The sequence below is a fragment of the Klebsiella sp. Q11 genome (assembly GCF_964241505.1).
Classification (GTDB): domain Bacteria; phylum Pseudomonadota; class Gammaproteobacteria; order Enterobacterales; family Enterobacteriaceae; genus Klebsiella; species Klebsiella michiganensis.
On sequence record NZ_CAXSXW010000006.1, the window covers coordinates 315754 to 340276 of the forward strand.

Consider the following 24523-nt stretch of genomic DNA (forward strand, 5'->3'; position numbering starts at 1 on the left):
AATGAGAGATCTGAAAAGGACGGCGTCCGGGGGGCTGCTGGCGATAGCGTCGGTAACGGCCTGCGCCTCGACCTATGATTCCCTGCCTGCGCCTGCGGCATCCTACGGCGAAAAGCAGGAGTACGAGCTGTACCTCAGCGTATCGGTCAACGGCAATATTCTTGCCGGCGCCGTTCCGGTAAAGGTCAACGCTGGCCACTACTGGATCGCGGCCAGCGTGTTGCAGCAAGCGCATATTCCCCTGCAGACCGGCGACGCGCTGGTTGATGTGACGACGCTCCCCTCGGTGAAAGTGGAATATGACCAGCCGGATCAGATCCTCAAGCTCCAGGTTCCGGACAAATGGCTCCCCGAGCAGCACATCGGGGGGACCACGGAACAATCTGGCCAGACCGCGATAAGCAGCCCGGGAATTTTATTTAACTACGACGCTTACAGCCTCTTTTCATCCGGCGGTTCGCAAACCACCAGCACCTTCACCGAAACGCGCCTTTTCGGCCCGCCGGGCGTCCTTTCCAATAACGCCGTGATTCGGCAAAACTGGTCTTCGACGGGCTACGAGCAGCAGGGCTATATGCGCTACGACACCCTGTGGAAGTACAGCGATAGCGACCAAATGATTAGCTACCAGGCCGGGGACGTGGTCAGTAACGCCCTGACGTGGAGCAGTTCCGTGCGCATGGGGGGGCTTCGCCTGAGCCGCAACTTCAGCGTTCGCCCGGATCTGATGACATATCCGCTGCTTAACTTATCCGGCAGCGCGGCGGTTCCTTCAAGCGTCGATCTGTTTATTAACGGCTATAAGAGCAGCTCTGCGCAAATCAATGGCGGCCCCTATACGCTGACCAACGTTCCCTGGATCAGCGGCGCCGGCGAAGCCACCGTAGTGACCACCGACGCTCTGGGTCGCCAGGTCTCCACCAGCATCCCTTTTTATGTCTCCAATACCCTGCTGCGGGAAGGACTGAGCGATTTTGATTTCACCCTCGGCGCCCTGCGCAACAACTACGGTATCAGGAGTGCCGATTATGGCGCCGGCGCGGTAAGCGCTATTTATCGCTACGGATTCAACAACTGGCTCACGCTTTCGACGCATACCGAAGACCGCGAAGGGTTAACCAATGCCGGCATTGGCAGCGATATCGGCGTGGGGAATCTGGGCACCCTCAGCCTGTCGGGCAGCGCCAGCCGTGGCGAGGGAGACGGAAACCAGTTCACCTCGGGTTACTCTTACTATGGCAGTAGCTGGGGAGTGAGCTATCAACATATCCGCCGCAGCACCGGCTACGACAACCTCAGCACCTATGGGTCTACCGCCACGCTCAGCCGTCAGTCAGACCAGGCCACGCTGAGCCTGAGTCCGTGGGGACGAACCCTCGGTTCTTTTAGCATTGGCTACTTTGATATCAAAGCCGAGGATAATTCGCGCACCCGGCTGCTGAACCTCTCCTGGAGCCGCGGCCTGTGGCTCAGCAGCAGCCTCAGCCTGAGCGTCAACCGCGATCTGCAGGAAGGTAGCTACGCCAGCATGCTGCAGGTCATCATCCCTTTCGATTCGCAAACCTCCGTCCAGCTAAGCGGCCAGCGCGCCAGCGCCGGACAATGGGGAGAAAATATCAGCGTCAGCCGCTCTGCTCCGGCAGAAGGCGGGCTGGGCTGGAACCTCGCCCATTCGATCGGCGGCGATAACTATAGTCAGGCGGATCTGACCTGGATCAACCGCGTGTCAACGCTGAGCGGAGGCTACTACGGGTCGCGCGACGATCGTCACAGCTGGTTTGAGGCCGCGGGCTCGGTGGTGCTGATGGATAACAGTCTGTTTTTCGCCCGGCAAATTAACGACGCCTTTATCGTCGTCTCCACCGGCAACTACCCGAATATTGCGGTGAATTATGAAAATCGCAAAGTCGGCGTGACCGATAAAAATGGTCATCTGCTGATCCCGTGGGCGACGGCGTGGTATCCGGGGAAAGTCACCCTCGATACGCTACCGCTGCCAACGGACACCGAAGCTCTGACGGTGGAGAAACGCATCGCCGTGCGCGAAGGCAGCGGAGCGCTGGTCGATTTCCCGGTGAACCGCGTGCGCTCGGCAACCCTCGTCTTCGTCGATGCCAGGGGGCAACCGCTGCCGGTCGGTACGCCGGTCGAGGAGGTTAACAGCAAGCAACGCGGCCTGGTGGGCTATGACGGCGTAGTCTGGTTCTCGCATCTTGGACGCCACAACGAAGTCAAAATAAACGCCGGAGAGCTTCGATGCAGCGTCCAGTTCGAACTTCCGTCCTCAACGCCGGTTCCGCAGCGGATAGGTCCGGTCAGCTGCCCCTCTTAACAACGGAGATAACGTTGAAAAGTATTATCCTCGTATTCGCGATGCTCTTAGCGCTCGGGCAAGCCAGCACCGCGCTGGCCGCCTGCAGTATCAAAACCAGTGCGCCAGCGATCGGCCCGGTCGATTCCTTTGCGCTCAACAGCGCGCCTCAGGGCGTGATGGCCGGCGCGGGGTTTTACTGCACCCCGGAACTGGTGGCGCTGAACTCAACCAATACGTTAAGCGCCACTCTGGCGTCGGCCAACAAGAGCAACGGCGTTCCGCGGCTGCTTAATGGCGCGGGCGATGCCATCCCTTATAGCGTCTGTTCTGACGCCTCGTGCTCGCCGGCCTATCAGGACGGCGGCGTGATTAGCTGGTCCAGAACAACGCTGCTCGAACTGCTGGGTTTATTTAACTCAAGCGATGGCACCATGCCGCTCTACTTCAGAACCACGCCGGGAGCCAACGTCCCCGCCGGTACCTATACCGATGTGTTAACCATCACCTGGGTGTACCGATTCTGCTACGTCGGGCTCGATCTGCTGGGCATTAAGATATGTATTCCGAATAACGGAACCCTGACCTCGACGGTCAACGTGTCGGTGAAGGTGACCAATGTTTGCTATATCGACAGCGCGCCGGACGTCGAATTTGCCTCTGCCGCCCTTCCGTCCGGTTTTAGCCAGTACAGCGGCCAGCTTGCCATCCGCTGCACTAAAAACGCGGCCTACACCGTCAACCTCGCCAGCACTAACGCCAGCGTCGGCGACTGGCGGCAGATGAGCCAGCCCATTGCGAACCAACCAACCGCCTGGCTGCAGTATCAGTTTTACCAGCCCAACGGCAGCGCCTGGACGGAAAGCAACAATCTCAGCGTAACCGGCTCCGGCGCCGCGCAGTCCGCGAACTACACCCTCAAGATTAACCCGACCCAGAGCAACCAGCCTGCGGGAACCTACAGCGATACCGTACTGGTGACCGTGAGCTACTAAAACGTTAGCAGACGATTTTTTGTAAAAGAAATGTTTAGGAAATTATTGTTGTGGTATAAGAAAAAAGCCCCGAAAAAAGCGACTGGGGTTTTGCAATGGAATCTGCGGCTTGTGAAAAACAGATAAAAAGAGACCGAACACGATTCCTGTATTCGGTCCAGGGAAATGGCTCTTGGGAGAGAGCCGTGCGCTAAAAGTTGGCATTAATGCAGGCTAAGTCGCCTTGCCTTATAAGAATAGTTTACCGTGTCAGGTTTTCCAGTCCGCGACAAAAGTGGACGAATAATTCGTATCAAAATTGCTGATGCCAACAAAAAACCGCCACGCCCGGTATCGGGGGATGGCGGTTTTTTTCATGTAAATACAGCGGGATGCAGGCGGCGATCAGCAGAGCTTCTGCGCGCGCTCAATAAAGGGCGCCAGGCTCATTTTTTGTCCCGGCTGCTGCGGATCGTCAATCTGGATCACAGAAATCGGCTGCGCGTTGGTTTTACCGTCTTTCATCTGCTGTTCGGCGATGTCGTTTAGCGGGTACTGCACCAGGGTACTGGGATTAATGGCGAACAGCGCGTTGCCCGGACGGCAGGTCAGCATCACCTCTTCGCGGTTAAACGCCCAGCTCTCCTTACCCACCTCAAAGCGGCTTACGGTAATCACCTGCGGTGCCGCCAGCGCAGCGCCAGAACTTGCCAGTAACAACATTGTCAGAACGATTTTTTTCATGATTTAACCAGTTTATTCAGAAAGGTTCCCAGGTGGCAAACAGGCTGACGGCAAACAGCGCCAGCGCCCCCAGCGCAATTTCTATCTGCGTGGTGCGCACGATGAGCTGCTCCGCTCGCGTTCCGCCTGCCGACATGCGTGGCACCAGAACATACCGGTTCACCAGCGCAATTGCCACCATTGCCGCCACCAGCGCACATTTGAACAACAGCATACGCCCCCAGGGCGAGGTGCTGATAAGTCCGCCCTGGATCAGCAGCGCATTTACCACGCCGCTGGCGATGGCGCCGGCAACCGCCAGATGCCCGTAGCGCGAAAAACGCATCATGGTGCAGATGGCCGCCTGCCGCCAGCGACCGTGCGCCAGGCGAAGACAGTAGATAAACGGCAGCAGACCGCCAAACCAGCTGGCCACGCAAAACAGATGAAGCGCATGGTTGGTTCGCTGCACTATCCCCAGCCAGCCATCGTTCATTGCGGCATGTCCGACGCCGGCCAGCAGCAGCAACTGAGCGCAAAACAGCACCAGCAGCAAACGTCCCGGTCGCCGGGGCTTCAGCCAGACCACCGCCAGCGCCACAAAGGCGAGTAAAATTTGCCATACCCACACGCCGCCAAACTGCGTCCCGGCCACCGCCTGCCAGATAGCCGGCTGCCAGACGTCCGGCCAGCCGTTGCCCATCAAGCCGCCCTGCGCCATCAGCATCAGCAGCGCCGACAGCGCGCTTGCTGATAATAAATAGCGCATCAGCGGATAGAAGCGCTGCATCATCAAACGACGTAAGGCCACCGGCGCCCACCATGCGCCGTAGAGGACGCAGCCGAAAGCGACGATCAGCGAAATGAAATGGATAAAGCGTAAGCTGACATAGACTCCACTCAGCATCGGCTTACTTCACGGTAAAGGTGTATTGCCCTTTCGTCTTGTGGCCATCTACGGAGACCACGTGCCAGTTAACGGTATATTCGCCCGGCGTCAACGCCTGCTCAACCGGTACCGTCAGCTGAGCCTTATTGCTGTCGCTGCGGACGGGTTTACCGAGGGTGATGGTCTTCTGCTGCGGCCCGGTGAGGGTTACGCCGCTAAACTGCGTTTCGATGCCTTCGGAGAAGTTCAGGGTCAGCGCCTGCGGTGAAGCGTTCACCACGGTATTGGCCGCCGGAAGCTGTTGTTGTAGATGGGCGTGGGCCGATGCGCCTGCTGCGGTCAGGCAACCGGCGAGAAACAGAGACAGACGCAGCGCGCGCCCGGCGATGATTGGCATAGTTGTCATTCCTTTTTGTTATGTATGTAGCACAGAGAATAACCCTGTATAATGGCGCAGTCGAGCTAAGCGTCTGAGACTTGCCTTTTTGCCGCGTGCTTAGTACTTTTTGCGGCGTTATCAGAGGAGAAACCGATGGAAAAGAACCTGGCTAAACTATCCCAGGAGGAGATGGACAAAGTGAATGTCGATCTCGCCGCGGCGGGCGTCGCGTTTAAAGAACGCTACAATATGCCGGTGGTGGCTGATTTAGTCGAAAGAGAACAGCCCGAGCATCTGCGCGGCTGGTTTCGCGAACGTCTGATCGCCCATCGACTGGCCTCCGTTTCGCTCTCTCGCCTGCCCTATGAACCGAAACAGAAATAATTCCCGTCCCCTGCGGACATCCACGTTGGCAAGACCCGCGCATTCTATTACGCTGGTTTCTTTGGCCTGGAGCGAGCCATGCTGCGCGTAATCGATACAGAAACCTGCGGATTGCAGGGAGGCATTGTTGAAATCGCCTCGGTAGATATTGTCGACGGACACATCACCAATCCCATGAGCCACCTGGTTCGCCCCGACCGGCCTATCAGCCCGCAGGCGATGGCGATTCACCATATCACCGAAGAGATGGTCGCCGATAAGCCGTGGATCGAGGAGATTGTGCCGCTGTATATGGGCAGCCCGTGGTATGTCGCCCATAACGCCAGCTTTGACCGCCGGGTGTTGCCGGAAATGCAGGGCGAGTGGATCTGCACGATGAAGCTGGCGCGCCGCCTGTGGCCAGGCATCAAGTACAGCAATATGGGGCTGTATAAATCGCGCAAGCTCAGCGTCGCGACGCCACCGGGACTGCATCATCACCGGGCGCTGTACGATTGCTATATCACCGCGGCCCTGCTGCTCGATATCATCAACACCTCCGGCTGGACGCCTGAGGAGATGGCGACCATTACCGGCCGCCCGGCGCTGCTCTCCACCTTTACCTTCGGCAAATACCGCGGCAAGCCGGTCTCGGAAGTGGCGGAAAACGATCCTGGCTATTTACGCTGGCTGTTTAATAACCTGGATCGCATGAGCCCCGAGCTGCGCCTGACGCTGAAGCACTATCTCGGGGAGTAATCGGCGCTATACCTCCGCCTGGCCCGGCAGCGTCCCCTGCGCCAGGCCAATCAGAAACGCATACTCCAGCGCCACGCCTTCATAGCTTTTGAAGCGGCCGGATTTACCGCCGTGGCCGGAATCCATATCGGTACACAGCAGCAGCAGGTTATCGTCGGTTTTCAGCTCGCGCAGTTTTGCCACCCATTTTGCCGGCTCCCAGTATTGTACCTGCGAATCATGCAGGCCCGTGGTGACCAGCAAATGCGGATACGCCTGAGCCTGCACGCCGTCGTACGGGCTGTAGCTTTTCATATAGCGGTAATAGGCTTCATCCTGCGGATTCCCCCACTCTTCAAACTCGCCGGTGGTCAGCGGAATCGACTCATCGAGCATGGTGGTGAGGACATCGACAAAGGGAACCTGGGCCACCACGCCGTGGAAGAGCTCCGGCCGCTGGTTCACCGCGACGCCCATCAGCATACCGCCGGCGCTGCCGCCCATGCCATAGCAAAAACGCGGATCGCCGTAGCCCTGCGCCAGCAGCGCATCGCAGACGTCGAGATAATCGTTGAAGGTATTTTTCTTGCACAAAAACTTACCGTCTTCGTACCACTGCTGTCCCAGCTCGCCGCCGCCGCGAATATGGGCGATAGCGAACACAAAGCCGCGGTCGAGCAGGCTCAGGCGGCTGGCGCTGAAATCCGCATCCATGCTTGCGCCGTAGGAGCCGTAGCCGTACACCAGCAGAGGGCTGGCGCCCTTGCGGAAATGTTCATGACGGTAGACCAGCGAGACCGGGACTTCGACGCCGTCGCGGGCGTTGATCCACAGATGCTCGCTGCGGTAGTGGCTGGCATCGAACCCTTTGACTTCCTGCTGTTTCAGCACCCGCCGCTCGCCGGTATTCATATCCAGCTCAAACAGCGTATCCGGCGTCGTCATGGAGGAGTAGCCGTAGCGCAGGCGGGCGGTTTCCGGCTCCGGATTATAGGCAAGCCAGGTTACATAGGCCGGATCGTCAAAGGCAATGCCCTGGGACTCTCTTGTCTTACGATTGATCTGACGCAGGCTGGTCAGCCCGCGCTGGCGCTCTTCCACAACCAGCCAGTCGGTAAACAGGGTAAATCCTTCCAGCATGACTTCGTGACGCGGCGCGATCAGGGTCTCCCACTGCTGCTCATCGCGCAGGGTAGTGCGATAAAGGCCGAAGTTCTTACCCTCACGGTTAGAGCGCAGATAGAAAGCGTGCTGATAGTGATCGAGGCTATATTCATGATCTTTACGCCGCGGTAGAAAACAGACCGGCTCGGCGTCGGTCATTTCCGCATTGAGCAGCAGCACTTCGCTGGTGGTCGCGCTGGCCAGATAGATCACCACAAACTGCTGGGAAGTCGTCTTGTGCACGCTGACGTAAAAAGTATCGTCCTGCTCTTCATACACCAGAACATCCGCACTGGCCGGGGTCCCCAGACGGTGGCGCCAGACCTGATACGGCAGCAGCGTGGTGGGATGTTTACGCACGTACCACAGGGTCTGCGAATCGTTACTCCAGGCAAAATCAGGCGAGACGTTCTCCAGCACTTCCGCAAATTGCCGGTCGTCGTTTAAGGGAAAGAAGCGCAGGCTATACTGGCGTCGGGAGAGATAGTCTTCCGCCACCGCCATCAGGCTGTTGTCGGGCGAAACGCCTAATCCGCCGAGGGTATAGAATTCGCTGCCGGCCGCACGCTGGTTGCCGTCAAGCAGGACGTCCCATTCATCCCACTCCTCTTTGACTACCGGCTGGCGTTGATAAATCGCGTACTCGCAGCCCGGTTCGTAGACCTGACGGTAACGATAGCCATTTTTGCTGTAGGGGGCTGACACTTCGCGCTGCGGAATACGGTCGATAATCTCCTTGAGTACCCTGTCCTGCAGGCTACTTTGCGAAGACATCACTTTTTTGCCGTACTCATTTTCCTGGCGCAGATAATCCAGCACTTCCGCCTGCGAGCGATCGTCATCGCGCAGCCAGTAGTAATTATCGATTCGCGTGTCGCCATGTAATGTCATGGCATGGGGGATCCGTTTCGCTTTTGGTGGCATCTGCTTATTCTTCTGCGGCTTGTATTGAGTACTAAAAATTTCAGGCTGCTTCAAAGCAGCCTGAAGGGTGACGTGACTACACAATATATAAGGGTGGCAAAAGTCGCCAGCGATGCAAGCGAAACGTGCGGATTTAGAGCGTTACGGCCTGTTTTTGCGCCTGAATATCCCGTTCGATATCCTCACGCACTTCCTGCGGGAGCTTCAGCGCTTCGCCGAGGGCGTTCAGATAGCTGCGTTCCATAAAGTGGTCAATATCAATGACCGCGCAGCTGATATAGTAAACTTCAAGCGCCTCTTGCTCGCTGCTGATGCCCTGCGCCAGGCTCTGCGGGTCGAGGGGCTGCGCCAGCGCCCGGTCAATTAACACCCGGCCCTGGACGTCGACGTTTGCCGCACGCAGCTGCTCTTCGATATTTGCCCGCTCGCGTTCGTCAATATGTCCATCGCTTTTGGCGGCGAAGACCAGCGCCATAATCAGCCGTTCGCTGCGGGCGTCGAGTTCGGCCGGTGCGGGAGATGGCGCCTGTGCGGGCGCGACATCAGCCGATGCCTGCTGCGCGCTGGCGCGCATCTTCTGCTGATATTTATTCCATAAAACGCTGCCCGCAACCGCGCCGCCGCCGACCAGCAGCGCACCGGTGCCGTATTTGGCTAACAGCTTGCGCGATGATTTGCTGGCGACCAGCAGCCCGGCCAGCCCGCCGAGCGCGCCCGGCAGGAGTAAATTTTTGCCGCTTGATTGATCGTCAGATGAAGAAGACCGTCCCTGCTGACCCAGCAGAGACTGCAGTTGATTAAGCCAGTTAGCCATACATTTCCTCGTTGCGCGATAAGCGATACCACCAGACTAAACGACGCGACGTCAGGAAACGTTATCGGCAGCTAAAGATGAGCAAATGTCGCGCCGGGAAGCGCGGGAGCCTGCCGCCAGAACCGCTGGTGGCGGCAGCGTAGCTCAGGCCGCTTTCGCTTTGCGCGGCTTCGCCGGCGCCGGAGCTTCAGATTCGACGACGTCGTCGGTCTTGTCGCCCTCTTCTGCTTCTGCGCGATCGGCTGGCGCCTCGGCGGCGCCCTCGGCTTCCGGCAGCTTACCGGAGCGCAAAATATGGTTGAGGGTGTCTTTACGTTCGGCCAGCCACATCGCCATGCTATCGCGCTGCTCTTCATCGAGCGTTAGCGGGCATTCAACCAGCCAGTCGTTCAGTACTTCCGCCAGATCGAGCATTTTGTCATAAGCATCGGCCTCTTTTTTGCTGGCAAAAGACATTTTTTCCTCACCTTCGCGAATCACTACATATTTAATTTCAACCGCCATGATGCAGCCTCTCAGTACTGTATTTTTATACAGTATATCAAATTTCTTCCCCGAACTCAAATGACGCGCATAAAGACATGCGCAAACGTTTTCGTTTATAATGCGGCGCATGTTTTTTTACTGCGGAAGAGAGTTATGACTGTATTAGGTACGGCGCTGCGCCCTGCGGCAACAAAGGTAATGCTGTTAGGTTCCGGTGAACTGGGTAAAGAAGTGGCCATTGAATGCCAGCGCCTGGGAATTGAGACCATCGCCGTCGATCGTTACCCTGACGCTCCGGCCATGCAGGTCGCACACCGTTCGCACGTCATCAATATGCTGCACGGCGAAACGCTGCAGGCGCTGATTGAGCAGGAAAAGCCTGACTTTATCGTGCCGGAAATCGAGGCCATCGCCACCGATACACTGGTCGCGCTGGAGCAGGCCGGGCAGAAAGTCGTCCCCACCGCGCGCGCGGCAAAGCTCACCATGAATCGCGAAGGGATCCGCCGCCTGGCCGCTGAAGAGCTGAAGCTGCCGACCTCCGCCTACTGTTTTGCCGACAGCGAATCCGCCTTCCGCGAAGCCGTCGCCGGGATAGGCTTGCCGTGCATCGTCAAGCCGGTAATGAGCTCATCGGGTAAAGGCCAGAGCTTTATTCGTTCCAGCGAACAGCTGGCTGACGCCTGGCAGTATGCGCAGCAGGGCGGCCGCGCCGGAGCCGGACGCGTTATCGTTGAAGGCGTGGTGAATTTTGATTTCGAGATTACCCTTCTCACCGTCAGCGCCGCGGATGGCGTACACTTCTGCGCGCCGGTCGGTCATCGCCAGGAAGATGGCGACTATCGTGAATCCTGGCAGCCGCAGCAGATGAGCGCGCTGGCGCTGGAACGCGCGCAGGAAATCGCCCGTCAAGTGGTGCTGGCGCTGGGCGGCTACGGCCTGTTCGGCGTCGAACTGTTCGTCTGCGGTGATGAGGTGATTTTTAGCGAAGTCTCGCCGCGCCCGCACGACACCGGTATGGTCACGCTGATTTCACAGGACTTATCCGAGTTCGCCCTGCACGTTCGCGCCTTCCTCGGCCTGCCGATTGGCGCGATTCGCCAGTACGGCCCGGCGGCCTCGGCGGTGATCCTGCCGCAGCTAACCAGCCAGAACGTCACTTTCAGCAATATTCAGGCCGCGGTCGGCGCGGGACTGCAGCTGCGTCTGTTCGGCAAGCCGGAAATTGACGGTTCGCGTCGTCTGGGCGTGACGCTGGCGATAGCCGATAACGTTGAGGAAGCTGTTGCGCGCGCCAAAGCGGCGGCGTCAGCGGTCGTGGTCGCAGGATAAAAAAAAGCCCGGTCGCAGACCGGGCCTCTGGTGAGTGCGCGAAGATTACTTCGCGCCTTCTACCGCCTCACGAGCCAGTTTGGTGATACGGTCGTAATCACCGGCTTCCAGCGCATCCGCCGGCACCAGCCAGGAGCCGCCGATGCACAGTACGCTGTTCAGCGCCAGATAGTCGCGATAGTTCGCCGGAGAGATGCCGCCAGTCGGGCAGAAGCGAATGTGCGCGAACGGGCCGCCAATCGCCTGCAGCGCTTTCACGCCGCCGTTTGCTTCCGCCGGGAAGAATTTGAACTCTTTCAGGCCATACTGCATACCCAGCATCAGCTCGGATACGGTGCTGATCCCCGGGATCAGCGGAATAGTGCCTTCGCCGGTCGCCGCTTTCAGCAGGGATTCGGTCAGGCCAGGGCTGATAGCAAACTGCGCGCCCGCTTCGGTCACTTCTTTCAGCTGCTCAACGTTAGTGACGGTACCGGCACCGACAATCGCTTCCGGGACTTCTTTGGCGATCGCGCGGATAGCGTCCATCGCGCACTCGGTACGCAGGGTCACTTCCAGTACGCGTACGCCGCCTGCAACCAGCGCTTTCGCCATTGGCACAGCGTGTTCCAGCTTTTTCACCACGATTACCGGTACTACCGGGCCGGAGGTGAGGATTGCTTCTGCAGTTGTTTTCCAGTTTTTCATCAGATTTTCTCTCGCCAGATCTATAAATCGAATCGTCTTAAAAATTGATGCAGGTTGCGCCCTGTTCTGCTCCGGAGAGTTTCTCACGCAGCGCACCGAACATTTCCCGGCCGGTTCCCACGCGCGAACCGCTCAGGTCAGGAATATGCGCCTGACGCGCGGCCAGCTCTGCGTCATCGACCAGCAGCGTTAGCTCGCCCGTCTGGCCGTTGACGCGGATGATATCGCCATCGCGTACCTTCGCCAGCAGGCCCCCATCGTACGCTTCTGGCGTCACGTGGATCGCCGATGGCACTTTGCCTGATGCGCCGGAGAGACGACCATCGGTTACCAGCGCAATTTTGAAACGGCGGTCCAATAATACACCAAGTGGCGGCATAAGTTTATGTAATTCTGGCATGCCGTTCGCTTTTGGCCCCTGATGACGGACGACAACCACGCAATCTTTGTCGAGCAGCCCCGCTTCAAAGGCGGGCAGTACGTCATGCTGGCTCTCGAAAACCACCGCAGGAGCTTCAATAATCTGGTTTTCAACCGGCACGGCGGAAGTTTTCATGACCGCGCGTCCGAGGTTACCGCTCAGCACTTTGGTGCCGCCGTGGCGAGAGAACGGTTTGTCAAACGTGGCGATAACCTGTTCGTCCAGCGGCGCGATCGCCCCTTCGCGCCAGTCAAGTTCGCCGTTATTAAGCCAGGGCTCCATGGTGTAGCGAGAGAGGCCGAAGCCGGCCACGGTGTGAACATCTTCATGCAGCAGGCCGCCTTTCAGCAGCTCGCGCACCAGCACCGGCACGCCGCCAGCCGCCTGGAAGTGGTTAATATCCGCCGGGCCGTTCGGGTAGAGGCGCGCCAGCAGCGGCACCACGTCAGAGAGATCGGAGAAATCATCCCAGTTAATGATAATCCCTGCCGCCCGCGCCATAGCCACCAGGTGCATGGTGTGGTTGGTGGAGCCCCCGGTTGCCAGCAGCGCGACAATCCCATTGACCACCACTTTTTCATCAAACATTTTGCCCAGCGGCATCCACTCGTTACCGTTGCCGGTCAGGCGGGTCACCTGGCGGGCGGCGGCGGCGGTCAGCGCTTCGCGCAGCGGCGCATCCGGATGCACGAATGACGATCCGGGCAACTGCATCCCCATAAACTCAACCACCATCTGGTTGGTATTGGCGGTACCGTAGAAGGTACAGGTGCCAGGCGCATGGTAAGACGCGGCTTCGGACTCCAGCAGCGCCATACGATCCACTTTGCCTTCCGCATAGAGCTGACGAATGCGCACTTTTTCTTTATTCGCCAGGCCGCTGGCCATCGGCCCGGAAGGGATAAAGATGGACGGCAGGTGGCCGAACGACAGCGCAGCCATCGCCAGGCCGGGGACAATTTTATCGCAGACGCCGAGGTAGAGCGCGCCGTCAAACATGTTGTGCGACAGGCCAATCGCGGCGGACATGGCAATCACTTCGCGGCTGAGCAGCGACAGCTCCATCCCATCCTGCCCCTGCGTCACGCCATCGCACATCGCCGGAACGCCGCCGGCGACCTGGCCTACCGCGTTCGCGGAGTGCAGCGCTTTGCGGATAATGTCCGGATAGCGCTCATAGGGCTGGTGGGCGGACAGCATATCGTTGTAGGAGGTAATAATGGCGATGTTATTGCGCAGCATGCTTTTCAGCGAGGCTTTGTCATCCGCCTGGCAGGCGGCAAAGCCGTGGGCCAGGTTACCGCATGCCAGCTGGGCGCGATGAACGGTGTCGGTTTTGGCCTGGTTAATCCGGGCGAGGTAGGCTTCGCGGGTATCGCGCGAGCGTTCGATGATGCGATTTGTTACCCGTAACATTTCAGAATTCATAAAGGCTCCTCAAATTTCATCTGTCCGGCCGCAGCGCTTTAGCGGTACTTTTAGGGGCTTAGGGCACCAGTACTGGGGCTCAGGGGCAAAATATCTGCAGGCAGTGTAATAAAAAAAGCCCCGGGGGTGAATCCTCCGGGGCTTAAAAGATTAAAAATTACGCGACTTGCTGCGTCAGATCATGTTACCGGTAAAATAACCCTGACGGAGGAGCTGGCGATTACTCAAACTCGTTCCACGAACGACCGTCGCGGGTGATCATCGCCACGGAGGCAACCGGCCCCCAGGTACCCGCCTGATACGGTTTCGGCGAATCACGATCGGCAGCCCAGGCTTCAGTGATGGAGTCGACCCACTTCCACGCCTCTTCCACTTCATCACGACGGACGAACAGCGCCTGGATACCGCGCATCGTTTCCAGCAGCAGGCGCTCGTAGGCATCCGCCAGGTGGGTTTGATTAAAGGTTTCCGAGTAGCTCAGATCCAGCTTGGTGATCTGCAGGTTATGCTTGTGGTCAAGTCCGGGAACTTTGTTCAGCACCTGGATATCCACCCCTTCATCCGGCTGCAGACGAATGGTCAGCTTATTCTGCGGCAGCTCTTGCCAGGTCTCTTTGAACAGGTTCAGTTCCGGCGTCTTGAAGTAAACCACGACTTCGGAACACTTGGTCGGCAGACGTTTACCGGTACGCAGGTAGAACGGTACGCCCGCCCAGCGCCAGTTGTCGATATCCACGCGGATCGCCACGAAGGTTTCTGTATGGCTGGACTTGTTGGCCCCCTCTTCCTCGAGGTAGCCCGGCACTTTTTTGCCCTGGGCAAAACCGGCGGTGTACTGGCCGCGCACCGTTTTTTCACGCACGTTGGTGCGGTCAATGCGGCGCAGCGATTTCAGCACCTTCACTTTTTCATCGCGGATGCTATCGGCAGTCAAATCTGACGGCGGGGACATGGCAATCATGCACAGAATTTGCAGCAGGTGGTTCTGGATCATGTCGCGCATCTGCCCGGCCTGATCGAAGTAGCCCCAGCGGCCCTCAATGCCCACCTCTTCCGCCACGGTGATCTCGACGTGATCGATGGTGCGGCTGTCCCAGTTATTGACGAACAGCGAGTTGGCAAAGCGCAGCGCCAGCAGGTTCAGCACCGTCTCTTTACCCAGATAGTGGTCGATACGGTAGACCTGGCACTCTTCAAAGAACTCACCCACCCGATCGTTGATCTCGCGGGAGGTTTCCAGGGAGGTACCCAGCGGTTTCTCCATCACCACGCGGGCCGGCTTGGCGTTCAGCTTCGCTTCACCCAGACCTTTGCAAATCGCGCCAAAGGTGCTCGGCGGCATGGCGAAATAGTTAATGGTCACCCGCTCTTTTTGATCGAGCATTTTGCCCAGACGAGTAAACGCTTTGGTATCGTTGACATCAAGGTTACAAAAATCCAGACGCCCGCTCAGGGTCTCCCACAAACCTTCATCGATTTTCTCCTTCATGAAGGTTTCCATCGCTTCACGCACTACCTTGGTGTAAGCGTCTTTGTCCCAGTCGGCGCGACCGACGCCGATGATGCGGGTGTCAGGGTGGATCTGGCCCGCTTTTTCAAGCTGATACAGGGAAGGCAGCAATTTACGTCGCGCCAGGTCACCCTTCGCGCCGAAAATGACCAGATCGCATGCCTGGGCCGTTTGCGTTACCGCCATGTCATTCTCCTTAGTTGATAGCCCGGTGCTTATGCCAGACTATAGTTGTATTTGTAATTTTCTTTCACTGCATCGTACTGTGTTTACGAATTTCCCGAAACCCTCAGCGGCCGTTCCCGCTGCTAAATCGCACTGGGTGGAAAATAGAGGCTGAGATTTTGGGCATGCGGCTAATATTGTTCGTTGTTTCGACCGATTATCAGTTAGTAAAATACGACTCTGATCATGTAATGAAAAAAAACAACATATTTTCAGGTCATTCCTCACCGTTTCCGACTACGGAGGGGTATATTCTTGCTAAAACGCCTGATGATTTCACCCATTAATGAAATCGCTTCCATTGATGAGCGCCCGATTACCCATGAATATGCTGGAAAAAATCCAGTCCCGGCTGGAACACCTTAGCAAATCTGAACGCAAAGTGGCGGAAGTCATCCTTGCTACCCCCGCGCAGGCCATTCATTCAAGTATTGCCGCCCTGGCGCTGGAAGCCGGCGTCAGCGAGCCCACGGTTAACCGTTTCTGCCGCAGCCTGGAAACGCGCGGTTTCCCGGATTTCAAACTGCATCTTGCACAAAGCCTGGCGCACGGTACGCTCTATGTTAACCGCAACGTCGATGAAGACGACAGCGTTGAGTCCTATACGGGAAAGATATTTGAGTCAGCCATGGCCAGTTTAGATCAGGTCCATCATTCTCTCGACATGTCGGCGATCAATCGCGCGGTTGACCTGCTCACGCAGGCGAAGAAAATCGCCTTTTTTGGCCTGGGCTCTTCGGCCGCCGTCGCCCACGACGCGATGAACAAGTTTTTCCGTTTTAACGTGCCGGTGATCTATTCCGACGACATCGTCCTGCAACGCATGAGCTGTATGAACTGTAATGACGATGATGTGGTGGTGATCATCTCGCATACCGGCAGGACTAAAAGCCTGGTGGAGCTGGCGCAGCTGGCCCGCGAAAACGATGCGATGGTGATCGCGATTACCTCCCCCGGCACGCCGCTTTCCCGGGAATCAACGCTGGCGATTACCCTGGACGTACCGGAAGATACTGATATCTATATGCCGATGGTCTCCCGCCTGGCGCAGCTGACGGTGATTGATGTCCTGGCGACCGGCTTCACCCTGCGGCGGGGAGCAAAATTCAGAGATAACTTGAAGAGGGTCAAGGAAGCGCTCAAGGAATCGCGCTTTGATAAAGAGCTCAGCGTACACAGCAATGACCAATAAAAGTAGAAACAAAGCACTATCCTATTACACCGTCGGTAACGTTCCGGTATAGCGACTTTGCTCGTCGGCGCTACCGAATCCATGTTCACGCAACACCAAAGTTGTTTCAGTCAACGGAGTATTACATGTCCAGAAGGCTTCGCAGAACCAAAATCGTGACTACCTTAGGCCCGGCTACCGACCGCGATAACAACCTTGAGAAGGTTATTGCCGCAGGCGCTAACGTGGTACGTATGAACTTCTCTCACGGCACCGCGGAGGATCATCAGATCCGCGCGGATAAAGTCCGTGAGATTGCGGCGAAACTGGGCCGTCATGTCGCGATTCTCGGTGACCTACAGGGGCCGAAAATCCGCGTTTCCACCTTCAAAGAAGGCAAAATTTTCCTCAATATCGGCGATAAATTCCTCCTCGACGCAAACCTGGGTAAAGGCGAAGGCGACAAAGAGAAAGTCGGCATCGACTATAAAGGGCTGCCGGCTGACGTGGTTCCGGGCGACATTCTGCTGCTGGACGACGGCCGCGTACAGCTGAAGGTCCTGGAAGTTCAGGGCATGAAGGTGTTCACCGAAGTCACCGTCGGCGGACCGTTGTCCAACAATAAGGGTATTAACAAGCTGGGCGGCGGCCTCTCTGCAGAAGCGCTGACGGAGAAAGACAAAGCGGACATCATCACCGCCGCCAAAATTGGCGTCGATTACCTGGCCGTTTCCTTCCCGCGCTGCGGCGAAGACCTGAACTACGCTCGTCGCCTGGCGCGCGATGCCGGCTGCGATGCCAAAATCGTCGCCAAAGTCGAGCGCGCGGAAGCGGTATGCGATCAGGACGCGATGGATGACGTGATCCTCGCCTCCGACGTTGTCATGGTGGCCCGCGGCGACCTCGGCGTGGAAATTGGCGATCCGGAGCTGGTCGGCATCCAGAAGGCGCTGATCCGCCGCGCCCGTCAGCTGAACCGCTCGGTCATTACCGCGACGCAGATGATGGAGTCGATGATCACCAACCCGATGCCAACCCGTGCCGAAGTCATGGACGTGGCGAACGCCGTGCTGGACGGCACCGACGCCGTGATGCTGTCGGCAGAAACCGCCGCGGGCCAGTATCCGTCTGAGACCGTTGCCGCGATGGCGCGCGTCTGCCTCGGCGCGGAAAAAATCCCCAGCCTCAACGTCTCCAAGCACCGCCTGGACATTCAGTTCGATAACGTGGAAGAAGCCATTGCGATGTCCGCCATGTACGCGGCGAACCACCTCAAGGGCGTCACCGCTATCATTACCATGACGGAATCCGGTCGGACCGCGCTGATGACTTCCCGCATCAGCTCCGGCCTGCCGATTTTCGCGCTGTCTCGCCACGAGCGCACGCTGAACCTGACCGCGCTGTATCGCGGCGTGACCCCGGTGCATTTCGATAGCGTCAATGAAGGCGTAGCCGCTGCGCACGACGCGGTAACGCTGCTGCGTGATAAAGGCTATCTGGTGACCGGCGACCTGGTTATCGTCACTCAGGGTGACGTGATGAGCACCATCGGTAGCACCAACACCACCCGCATTCTGACCGTCGAGTAAGCCTCTCCACCTACCTGCCAGCGCCGCAGCTGGCAGGTATTTTTTTGCCCCCTCGCCCGCTAAACTACGCAAGCCAGCTCAACAATAGCGTGGCGGTAATCACCGTCGACGCGCCGCCGATACGGGTGGCTATCTGGGCAAAAGGCATTAATCCCATTCGGTTTGATGCCGAGAGAATGGCAACGTCTCCCGTCCCCCCAAGCCCGCTGTGGCAGCTGGTGACGATGGCCGCTTCGACCGGGTACATATTCAGACGAGAAGCGATAAGAAAGCCGCTTAGCGCCATCGCAATGACGATTGAGCCACAAACCACCACGTAGCCAACCGAGAAGACCGCGACCACGCTTTCCAGAGGAACATACAGCATTCCCAGGCCTATCATCAGCGGCCAAACCAGCGCGGCGGAGACAAACTTGTAGCAGCTGTGCGCCCCGAGCTCCATCGCCGCCAGGATAACCTTCGCGTATTTGCAAAATACCGCGGCCAGAATCATCAGCACCGGCCCCGGAATATGCACCACCTTTTCCAGCAGACCGCCGACGATAAAAAACGCGCAAATCATTAATAATCCGGCCCCCATCAGCTGGAAATCCGTGGGCTGCGCGCGCTGATTTTGCGCAAAGACGCTGTTATCTTCATGGCTGCGAATTAACATTCCGCTGCCGGAGAGCGAAGGACGTCGCGTCCCCATGCGCGCCAGAAAACCGGCGCAGATGATGGCGAAAATGTTGCCCACCACGGCAGCCGGCGCCAGCTGCGCCACGTAAACGTCGGGCGTTTGCCCGAGAATGGCTGAATAGGCCAGCGACAGAGGCAGGATCCCTTCACCGATACCGCCGCCGATGATCGGCACGATAATAAAGAAAAAGGTGTGGTAGAAACTGTAGCCAACCAGGCTGCCCACCAGCAGGCCGGTTAAGATCGCCGCCCCGGTCCCCACCACCAGCGGGACAAACATACGTACCATTCCCTGAATCAGGATGGTTCTGTTCATGCCCAGAATGCTGCCGACGACCAGGCAGGCGATGACGAAATAGAGGAGGTTGGCCTCTTTCATCAGCAAGTGCACGGTATCGAGGGTATGCGCTTCGAACATGCCGAAATAGACCAGCACCGACGGCGTCATCAGGCACAAAATGGCCGGGCCGCCAACCTCCTTGAGGATCGGCACCATTCGGCCAATTTTAGCCAGCGCGAACCCCAGGGTCATGATTACCGCCAGACCGCCAATCATGTTCTTCGGCAGCAGGCCTGCGGTCGCGGAGATGGCAACAATTGCGGCTATCCCGATAAAGAGCACCAACGGCACGGCGCCGACCTCAATATTGGATAAAAGTCGTGGCGCCTGCCCGCTCGGCAGCGTTTTATCTATCGGGTGGTTGAGTGAGTTATTTTCCATATTTTTACCTGAATAATGATGTCACGTAGGGTATCGACGCAATATTAAAAGCGCGCAATCAAATAAATAAAAAAATGCCAGGCAAAATACCAATGAAACAAAAAAACGTTAGCACAGGACGTTAACATTAAAAAATAAAATCCAGGTTTTACTGTCGTGCTTTGTGACTAAAGCATAATATTTATTTTAAGTAATTTAATTTATTACCCTGAAACTAAAGTTACCGGCATCGGTATAACTGAATAGCAGAGAGATAAAGTGATGACTCTGTCCTTTTTTCTCTATTTGTAAGTAAAGTATTTAAGACGAAATTATTTAAACCCCAGCGACTGTGATGACTATCACCTTTTAAATATTATGGGATCGCTAGATTAAAAAAACACAACGTAGCCGATAATATATTTTCAGGACATCTTATGCCTTCACTGCTCTTAGAATCCCTTTTTCCCCTGGTGTTTATCATGCTGCTCGGATGGCTAAGCGGTAAGCTGGGCTATACCCGCCGCGAGGATGCGTCCGTACTGGCCACGGTGGTCATTCGTTTCGCGCTTCCCTTCCATCTTTTTATCGGCGCACTGAATACTCATCCCGATAAGATGAAAAACTTCACCTTTATGGCGGTGTTAGTCATCGGTCTGATGGGGTCATATATCCTCACGCTCCTGATCTCACGCTATGTTTTTCGTCATGATATTAAAACCAGCGCGATTCAGTCCCTGGTGTGCGCGTTCCCCGACATGGCCTACTTTGGCGCTCCCGTGCTTGCGGTGCTGATTGGTCCGGAGGGTTTTCTCGGCGTGCTTATCGGTAACCTGGTGACCAGCGTATTGATGATCCCCCTGACCATCATCCTGATTCGCATGGGTGACAAGCGCGGCCGCGCTGACGCGGAACAGCCTAATCCGCTGCGGCTTATCCTGCAAAACCTGTTTAAAGCCGTCCGAAACCCGATCGTCTGGATACCGATTTCCGGGGTACTGCTCAGCCTTGCCGGAGTACAGCTGCCGCACATGCTGAGCATGCCCATTGAGATGGTGGGAAAAGTGGCGGGCGGCCTCTCCCTGTTCGCCCTTGGGCTGCTATTTTACGGCGAACGTCCTACGGTCAATATTCAAACCTGTACCAATATCAGCATCAAGAATCTGCTCCAGCCGGCCATGATGGCCGTAGCCGGTCTCGCCTTCGGGCTCAGCCATAGCCTGATGCAGCAGGTCATTATCATCGGCGCGACGCCTTCCGCCATTGCGGCAGGGATGTTTGCCCTGCGCAGCGATACCTATATCGAGCCCGCCTCATCCTCTATTTTGCTCGGTACCGCAGTGGGCGTCGTCACTGAAGGATTCATGATTTATTTAATCTCTTAATCACTGAAATAAAGCCCGAAGAATTCCGGTAATTATTTATTATGATATTCAGGAGTCATCAAATGTTAGCCACAGAAACCTTATATACGCCCTATAACGGCGCCGTGCTGCTGGAAAACCCGTTATTAAATAAAGGTCTCGCGTTTACTGAAGGTGAACGTACCGCGTTTAATCTTCAGGGTCTGCTGCCGCATAATGTCGAAACGATTGAAGAGCAAACCGCGCGCGCGTGGGGGCAGTTTTGCCAGTTTAAACGGGATATTTCGCGCCATATCTACCTGCGAAATATTCAGGATACTAACGAGACCCTATTCTATAATCTGCTGCGCAGCCATATGAAAGAAACGCTGCCGATCATCTATACCCCAACGGTAGGTGAAGCATGTGAACACTTCTCTGAAATTTATCGCCGGGGACGCGGTCTGTTTATTTCATGGCCTAACCGTCACAACATTGATGAGATGCTGCAGGGCTTTTCCCGCAATGATATCAACGTTATTGTGGTGACCGACGGCGAGCGCATTCTTGGCCTCGGCGACCAGGGGATTGGCGGCATGGGGATCCCGATTGGTAAACTCTCGTTATATACAGCCTGCGGGGGTATACACCCGGCATCAACGCTCCCTATTATGCTGGACGTGGGCACCAACAACGCCCAGCATCTTGAGGACCCGCTGTATATGGGCTGGCGTCATCCGCGTATAAGCGACGAGCAGTACATGGAATTTATGGACATGTTTGTCCATGCCATCACGCAGCGCTGGCCCAATGTGCTACTACAGTTCGAAGATTTTGCGCAAAAAAACGCCACCCGGCTTCTTAACCGCTATCGTCACCAGCTGTGCTGTTTCAACGATGATATTCAGGGCACGGCAGCCGTGACCTCAGGCACGCTGATCGCTGCCGCCGCTGCCGCCGGTACGCGGATCCGCGATCAGCGAGTGGTGTTTCTCGGCAGCGGATCGGCCGGATGCGGGATAGCGGAAAAAATCATTGCGCTGATGGTTGATGACGGGCTCTCAGAGCAGGAAGCGCGCAATCGCATCTTTATGGTCGACCGCCCTGGCCTGTTGACCGATGAGATACCGGATTTGCTGGATTTCCAGCAGGGCCACGTCACGCCGCGGAAAAATCTCACCCGCTGGGATACCGATGCGGCCCACCTGTCGCTGATGGATGTTGTGCGCAACGTCCATCCCACCGTGCTGATTGGCGTATCCGGCCAGCCGGGACTGTTCAGCGAAGAGATTATCAAAGAGATGCACCGGCACTGCCCGCGTCCGATTATTATGCCGCTGTCCAACCCGACCTCCCGCGCCGAAGCCCAGCCGAAGGATCTGCTGGAATGGACCCGGGGGAATGCGCTAATTGCCACCGGCAGCCCGTTCGCGCCCGTATTCTATGACGGTAAGACCTACGATATCGCCCAGTGCAACAATGCCTATGTTTTCCCCGGTCTGGGGCTGGGGATTCTGGCCAGCAAAGCGGCGCGCGTGACCGAAGGGATGCTTATCGCCTGCAGTAAAACCCTGGCCGCCCACTCGCCTTTGGCCACCCGCGACGCCGGCGGATTACTGCCGCCGGTCGACGAGATTGAGATGATTTCCCGGGCAATTGCCGCAGAGGTCGCACGCGCGGCTCAGCAGGATGGCGTCGCGCCGCAGATTGACGAGGCACAGCTGGCCGCGAATATCGATAAAATGTTCTGGCGAGCGCGCTACACCGCGTATAAACGATCGCCATTTTGATCGCCATCCCAGACACATATTACGGGAAGCGCGCCGGCTTCCCGCCGCACCGGGAAACCCCGCATGATTAATGTGCTGATTGTCGATGATGATTCCATGGTGGCCGAGCTGAACCGGCTGTTTCTCAGCCGGGTGGCGGATTTCCACTGCTGCGGCGTGGCCCCCACGGTCCGCGAAGCCAGGGAGATGCTTAGCCATTTGGCGCAGGTCGATCTGGTGCTGCTGGATGTCTACATGCAGCAAGAGAATGGGCTGGATCTGCTGCCCGCGCTACGCGCCGATTCGCGAAATATTGATGTCATTATGATTACCTCCGCTGCCGATAGGTGCACGGTTCAGACGGCGCTGCATTATGGCGTGGTCGATTACCTGATTAAACCGTTTCAGTTTCCGCGCTTTGAGGAGGCGCTGTTGTCATGGCGTAAAAAGCGCGATCTGAAGAATGCGAAATCCAGCTACGCCCAGGCCGATGTGGACAGCCTGCTGCGCGGCGGGGTTCAGCAGCAGGAAAGCGCACGCCGCTTGCCGAAAGGGCTTACGCCGCAGACGCTTCGTCTGGTGTGCCAGTGGATTGACGCCTGGCAGGAACGTGACTTTTCGACCAATGAACTGGCCGCGGCGCTGCAGATATCCCGGGTCTCATGCCGCAAATATCTGATTTGGCTGGAGCAGATAAATATCCTCTACACCACCAACCATTACGGCATCACCGGTCGTCCGGAATATCGTTACCGGCTCGTTGCCGAACATTTGACGCTACTCAAACAATACGGCCAATGAACCCGGTGAGGCCATTGGCTGCGATGTTCACCCCTGATGCGGCTTTTTCTTGGGGTACAGCTCCTTACGCTTGTAGGGCTCGATTTCACCCGGCTTGCGCGTTTTCAGCAGCTTGAGGATCCAGGTGTACTGCTCGGTATGCGGCTTCACGAACACTTCCACCTCTTCGTTCATCCGCCGGGCGATAGTGTTATCATCCGCTTCCAGCAGATCGTCCATCGGCGGGCGCACCAGCACCGTCAGACGATGCGTTTTACCATCATAGACCGGGAACAGCGGTACGACGCGGGCGCGGCAGACTTTCATTAAACGGCCGATCGCCGGGAGCGTCGCCTTGTAGGTGGCAAAGAAATCAACAAATTCACTGTGCTCGGCCCCGTGATCCTGATCCGGCAGATAGTAGCCCCAGTATCCCTGACGCACCGACTGAATAAACGGTTTGATCCCGTCGTTGCGCGCGTGCATACGACCGCCGAAACGACGGCGCACGGTATTCCAGACGTAATCGAATACCGGGTTGCCCTGGTTATGAAACATCGCCGCCATTTTTTGCCCGCCGGACGCCATCAGCATCGCCGGGATGTCTACTCCCCAGGCATGAGGAACCAGGAAGATCACTTTCTCGTTGTTGCGCTGCATTTCATCGATAATTTCTTTGCCCTGCCAGTCGACGCGGGAAAGAATGCGCTGCGGATCGCGCAGGCCTAACTCCGCCATCATCACCATCGCCTGCGGCGCGGAGGCATACATGGCATCAATTATTTCTTCACGTTCCTGCTCGCTTTTTTCCGGAAAGCAGTACAGCAGGTTAATTTGCGCCCGGCGGCGCGAACTCTTTGCCAGACGACCAACAAAACGCCCCAGTTTACCCAGGATCGGATCGCGGAAAGACGCGGGCGTCAGGGCAATTGCGCCGAAGGCAAAAACGCCGAACCACGCGCCCCAGTAGCGCGGCAGTAAAAAGGATTTTTCAAATTTTGGAATAAATTCAATATTATTTTTTTTCGTTTCCATGCCCAATCCGCAGAATTTCCGCTCAGTAAAGATAATGGGTTAGTTTAGCGATACGTGGAGTAACGTACAAAAGAAAAAGCCGGCGCGCAG

21 protein-coding genes are annotated in these 24523 nt (G+C 56.9%); 10 read left to right on the forward strand and 11 right to left on the reverse strand.

All coding sequences use genetic code 11. The annotated features are described in order from the left end of the window. Nucleotide 1: 1 nt before the first annotated feature. Together ACESQ2_RS12320 and ACESQ2_RS12325 are read left to right on the forward strand one after the other, a co-directional pair. Nucleotides 2–2332, forward strand: coding sequence for a fimbria/pilus outer membrane usher protein (locus tag ACESQ2_RS12320; RefSeq protein ID WP_373170563.1), 2331 nt, complete (start codon nt 2–4; stop codon nt 2330–2332). A 14-nt stretch (nt 2333–2346) separates the two neighbouring features. Next, nucleotides 2347–3306, forward strand: a complete 960-nt coding sequence (locus tag ACESQ2_RS12325) for a spore coat protein U domain-containing protein (protein ID WP_046878049.1) — start codon at nt 2347–2349, stop codon at nt 3304–3306. Between the two features lie 384 nt (nt 3307–3690). Here ACESQ2_RS12325 and ACESQ2_RS12330 read toward each other — a convergent pair whose 3' ends face one another. From ACESQ2_RS12330 to yobA, 3 genes are read right to left on the reverse strand one after another with little or no spacing between them, the layout of a single operon-like run. Continuing rightward, nucleotides 3691–4029 (reverse strand): YebY family protein, encoded by a 339-nt coding sequence (locus ACESQ2_RS12330; RefSeq protein WP_004103344.1) that lies wholly within the window; start codon nt 4027–4029, stop codon nt 3691–3693. A 16-nt stretch (nt 4030–4045) separates the two neighbouring features. Then, nucleotides 4046–4915 carry a copper homeostasis membrane protein CopD gene (gene copD / locus ACESQ2_RS12335; protein WP_025106130.1) on the reverse strand — a complete coding sequence of 290 codons (870 nt, stop codon included), beginning with the start codon at nt 4913–4915 and terminating at the stop codon, nt 4046–4048. Nucleotides 4916–4919: 4 nt separating this feature from the next. Then, the gene (yobA, locus tag ACESQ2_RS12340) at nt 4920–5294 is read right to left on the reverse strand and encodes a CopC domain-containing protein YobA (RefSeq protein ID WP_014229838.1); all 375 of its coding nucleotides are present in this window, start codon (nt 5292–5294) and stop codon (nt 4920–4922) included. Between the two features lie 135 nt (nt 5295–5429). Between yobA and ACESQ2_RS12345 the strand changes: the two genes are divergently transcribed. Together ACESQ2_RS12345 and exoX are read left to right on the forward strand one after the other, a co-directional pair. Next, entirely contained in the window at nt 5430–5660 is a 231-nt protein-coding gene (locus tag ACESQ2_RS12345; protein ID WP_004103351.1) for a DNA polymerase III subunit theta, read from the forward strand. A gap of 78 nt (nt 5661–5738) precedes the next feature. Next, on the forward strand, nt 5739–6398 hold the full coding sequence (gene exoX / locus ACESQ2_RS12350) for an exodeoxyribonuclease X (RefSeq protein ID WP_014229839.1): 660 nt from the start codon (nt 5739–5741) through the stop codon (nt 6396–6398). A 6-nt stretch (nt 6399–6404) separates the two neighbouring features. On the opposite strand, the gene ptrB is transcribed toward exoX, so the two are convergent. The 3 genes from ptrB to ACESQ2_RS12365 form a co-directional block, all read right to left on the reverse strand. Continuing rightward, complete coding sequence (ptrB, locus tag ACESQ2_RS12355; protein WP_033836507.1) at nt 6405–8465, reverse strand: oligopeptidase B; 2061 nt, start codon at nt 8463–8465, stop codon at nt 6405–6407. A gap of 133 nt (nt 8466–8598) precedes the next feature. Continuing rightward, nucleotides 8599–9279, reverse strand: coding sequence for a tellurite resistance TerB family protein (locus tag ACESQ2_RS12360; protein WP_032750391.1), 681 nt, complete (start codon nt 9277–9279; stop codon nt 8599–8601). Nucleotides 9280–9423: 144 nt separating this feature from the next. Then, nucleotides 9424–9783: a YebG family protein gene (locus ACESQ2_RS12365; protein ID WP_025106127.1), complete on the reverse strand. Its 360-nt coding sequence runs from the start codon at nt 9781–9783 to the stop codon at nt 9424–9426. A gap of 135 nt (nt 9784–9918) precedes the next feature. Here ACESQ2_RS12365 and purT point away from each other — a divergent pair, with 135 nt between their 5' ends. Beyond that, nucleotides 9919–11097 (forward strand): formate-dependent phosphoribosylglycinamide formyltransferase, encoded by a 1179-nt coding sequence (gene purT / locus ACESQ2_RS12370; RefSeq protein WP_049069079.1) that lies wholly within the window; start codon nt 9919–9921, stop codon nt 11095–11097. Between the two features lie 45 nt (nt 11098–11142). On the opposite strand, the gene ACESQ2_RS12375 is transcribed toward purT, so the two are convergent. The 3 genes from ACESQ2_RS12375 to zwf form a co-directional block, all read right to left on the reverse strand. Next, nucleotides 11143–11784 carry a bifunctional 4-hydroxy-2-oxoglutarate aldolase/2-dehydro-3-deoxy-phosphogluconate aldolase gene (locus tag ACESQ2_RS12375; RefSeq protein ID WP_004103368.1) on the reverse strand — a complete coding sequence of 214 codons (642 nt, stop codon included), beginning with the start codon at nt 11782–11784 and terminating at the stop codon, nt 11143–11145. Between the two features lie 37 nt (nt 11785–11821). Then, nucleotides 11822–13633 carry a phosphogluconate dehydratase gene (edd, locus tag ACESQ2_RS12380; RefSeq protein ID WP_049102467.1) on the reverse strand — a complete coding sequence of 604 codons (1812 nt, stop codon included), beginning with the start codon at nt 13631–13633 and terminating at the stop codon, nt 11822–11824. A 220-nt stretch (nt 13634–13853) separates the two neighbouring features. Continuing rightward, a complete protein-coding gene (gene zwf, locus ACESQ2_RS12385) occupies nt 13854–15329 on the reverse strand; it encodes a glucose-6-phosphate dehydrogenase (RefSeq protein WP_004122041.1) in 1476 nt (491 codons plus the stop codon). A 325-nt stretch (nt 15330–15654) separates the two neighbouring features. On the opposite strand from zwf, the gene ACESQ2_RS12390 reads away from it, so the two are divergent. Next, on the forward strand, nt 15655–16560 hold the full coding sequence (locus ACESQ2_RS12390; RefSeq protein WP_161505349.1) for a MurR/RpiR family transcriptional regulator: 906 nt from the start codon (nt 15655–15657) through the stop codon (nt 16558–16560). 125 nt (nt 16561–16685) lie between these two features. Then, nucleotides 16686–18128, forward strand: coding sequence for a pyruvate kinase (gene pyk / locus ACESQ2_RS12395; protein ID WP_004852109.1), 1443 nt, complete (start codon nt 16686–16688; stop codon nt 18126–18128). A gap of 64 nt (nt 18129–18192) precedes the next feature. Here the strand turns inward: pyk and ACESQ2_RS12400 are convergent, their stop codons facing one another. Then, entirely contained in the window at nt 18193–19527 is a 1335-nt protein-coding gene (locus ACESQ2_RS12400; protein ID WP_373170568.1) for a 2-hydroxycarboxylate transporter family protein, read from the reverse strand. A gap of 416 nt (nt 19528–19943) precedes the next feature. Here ACESQ2_RS12400 and ACESQ2_RS12405 point away from each other — a divergent pair, with 416 nt between their 5' ends. The 3 genes from ACESQ2_RS12405 (at nt 19944) to dcuR (ending at nt 23419) form a co-directional block, all read left to right on the forward strand. Then, a complete protein-coding gene (locus ACESQ2_RS12405; RefSeq protein WP_025106124.1) occupies nt 19944–20891 on the forward strand; it encodes an AEC family transporter in 948 nt (315 codons plus the stop codon). A 62-nt stretch (nt 20892–20953) separates the two neighbouring features. Further along, the gene (locus tag ACESQ2_RS12410; RefSeq protein WP_046878052.1) at nt 20954–22639 is read left to right on the forward strand and encodes an NAD-dependent malic enzyme; all 1686 of its coding nucleotides are present in this window, start codon (nt 20954–20956) and stop codon (nt 22637–22639) included. 63 nt (nt 22640–22702) lie between these two features. Beyond that, the gene (gene dcuR / locus ACESQ2_RS12415; RefSeq protein WP_046878053.1) at nt 22703–23419 is read left to right on the forward strand and encodes a two-component system response regulator DcuR; all 717 of its coding nucleotides are present in this window, start codon (nt 22703–22705) and stop codon (nt 23417–23419) included. Nucleotides 23420–23446: 27 nt separating this feature from the next. Here the strand turns inward: dcuR and lpxM are convergent, their stop codons facing one another. Further along, nucleotides 23447–24433: a lauroyl-Kdo(2)-lipid IV(A) myristoyltransferase gene (gene lpxM / locus ACESQ2_RS12420; RefSeq protein ID WP_014229850.1), complete on the reverse strand. Its 987-nt coding sequence runs from the start codon at nt 24431–24433 to the stop codon at nt 23447–23449. Nucleotides 24434–24523 lie beyond the last annotated feature (90 nt).

Excerpts from the sequence above, each read along its gene's own strand:
- ACESQ2_RS12375 (WP_004103368.1), bottom strand. The coding sequence starts at position 11,784 with ATGAAAAACTGGAAAACAACTGCAGAAGCAATCCTCACCTCCGGCCCG.
- pyk (WP_004852109.1), top strand. The coding sequence starts at position 16,686 with ATGTCCAGAAGGCTTCGCAGAACCAAAATCGTGACTACCTTAGGCCCG.
- yobA (WP_014229838.1), bottom strand. The coding sequence starts at position 5,294 with ATGCCAATCATCGCCGGGCGCGCGCTGCGTCTGTCTCTGTTTCTCGCC.
- ACESQ2_RS12345 (WP_004103351.1), top strand. The coding sequence starts at position 5,430 with ATGGAAAAGAACCTGGCTAAACTATCCCAGGAGGAGATGGACAAAGTG.
- ACESQ2_RS12410 (WP_046878052.1), top strand. The coding sequence starts at position 20,954 with ATGTTAGCCACAGAAACCTTATATACGCCCTATAACGGCGCCGTGCTG.
- lpxM (WP_014229850.1), bottom strand. The coding sequence starts at position 24,433 with ATGGAAACGAAAAAAAATAATATTGAATTTATTCCAAAATTTGAAAAA.
- zwf (WP_004122041.1), bottom strand. The coding sequence starts at position 15,329 with ATGGCGGTAACGCAAACGGCCCAGGCATGCGATCTGGTCATTTTCGGC.
- ptrB (WP_033836507.1), bottom strand. The coding sequence starts at position 8,465 with ATGCCACCAAAAGCGAAACGGATCCCCCATGCCATGACATTACATGGC.
- ACESQ2_RS12365 (WP_025106127.1), bottom strand. The coding sequence starts at position 9,783 with ATGGCGGTTGAAATTAAATATGTAGTGATTCGCGAAGGTGAGGAAAAA.
- purT (WP_049069079.1), top strand. The coding sequence starts at position 9,919 with ATGACTGTATTAGGTACGGCGCTGCGCCCTGCGGCAACAAAGGTAATG.
- ACESQ2_RS12400 (WP_373170568.1), bottom strand. The coding sequence starts at position 19,527 with ATGGAAAATAACTCACTCAACCACCCGATAGATAAAACGCTGCCGAGC.
- dcuR (WP_046878053.1), top strand. The coding sequence starts at position 22,703 with ATGATTAATGTGCTGATTGTCGATGATGATTCCATGGTGGCCGAGCTG.
- ACESQ2_RS12390 (WP_161505349.1), top strand. The coding sequence starts at position 15,655 with ATGAAATCGCTTCCATTGATGAGCGCCCGATTACCCATGAATATGCTG.
- ACESQ2_RS12320 (WP_373170563.1), top strand. The coding sequence starts at position 2 with ATGAGAGATCTGAAAAGGACGGCGTCCGGGGGGCTGCTGGCGATAGCG.
- ACESQ2_RS12405 (WP_025106124.1), top strand. The coding sequence starts at position 19,944 with ATGCCTTCACTGCTCTTAGAATCCCTTTTTCCCCTGGTGTTTATCATG.
- ACESQ2_RS12330 (WP_004103344.1), bottom strand. The coding sequence starts at position 4,029 with ATGAAAAAAATCGTTCTGACAATGTTGTTACTGGCAAGTTCTGGCGCT.
- ACESQ2_RS12360 (WP_032750391.1), bottom strand. The coding sequence starts at position 9,279 with ATGGCTAACTGGCTTAATCAACTGCAGTCTCTGCTGGGTCAGCAGGGA.
- edd (WP_049102467.1), bottom strand. The coding sequence starts at position 13,633 with ATGAATTCTGAAATGTTACGGGTAACAAATCGCATCATCGAACGCTCG.
- copD (WP_025106130.1), bottom strand. The coding sequence starts at position 4,915 with ATGCTGAGTGGAGTCTATGTCAGCTTACGCTTTATCCATTTCATTTCG.
- exoX (WP_014229839.1), top strand. The coding sequence starts at position 5,739 with ATGCTGCGCGTAATCGATACAGAAACCTGCGGATTGCAGGGAGGCATT.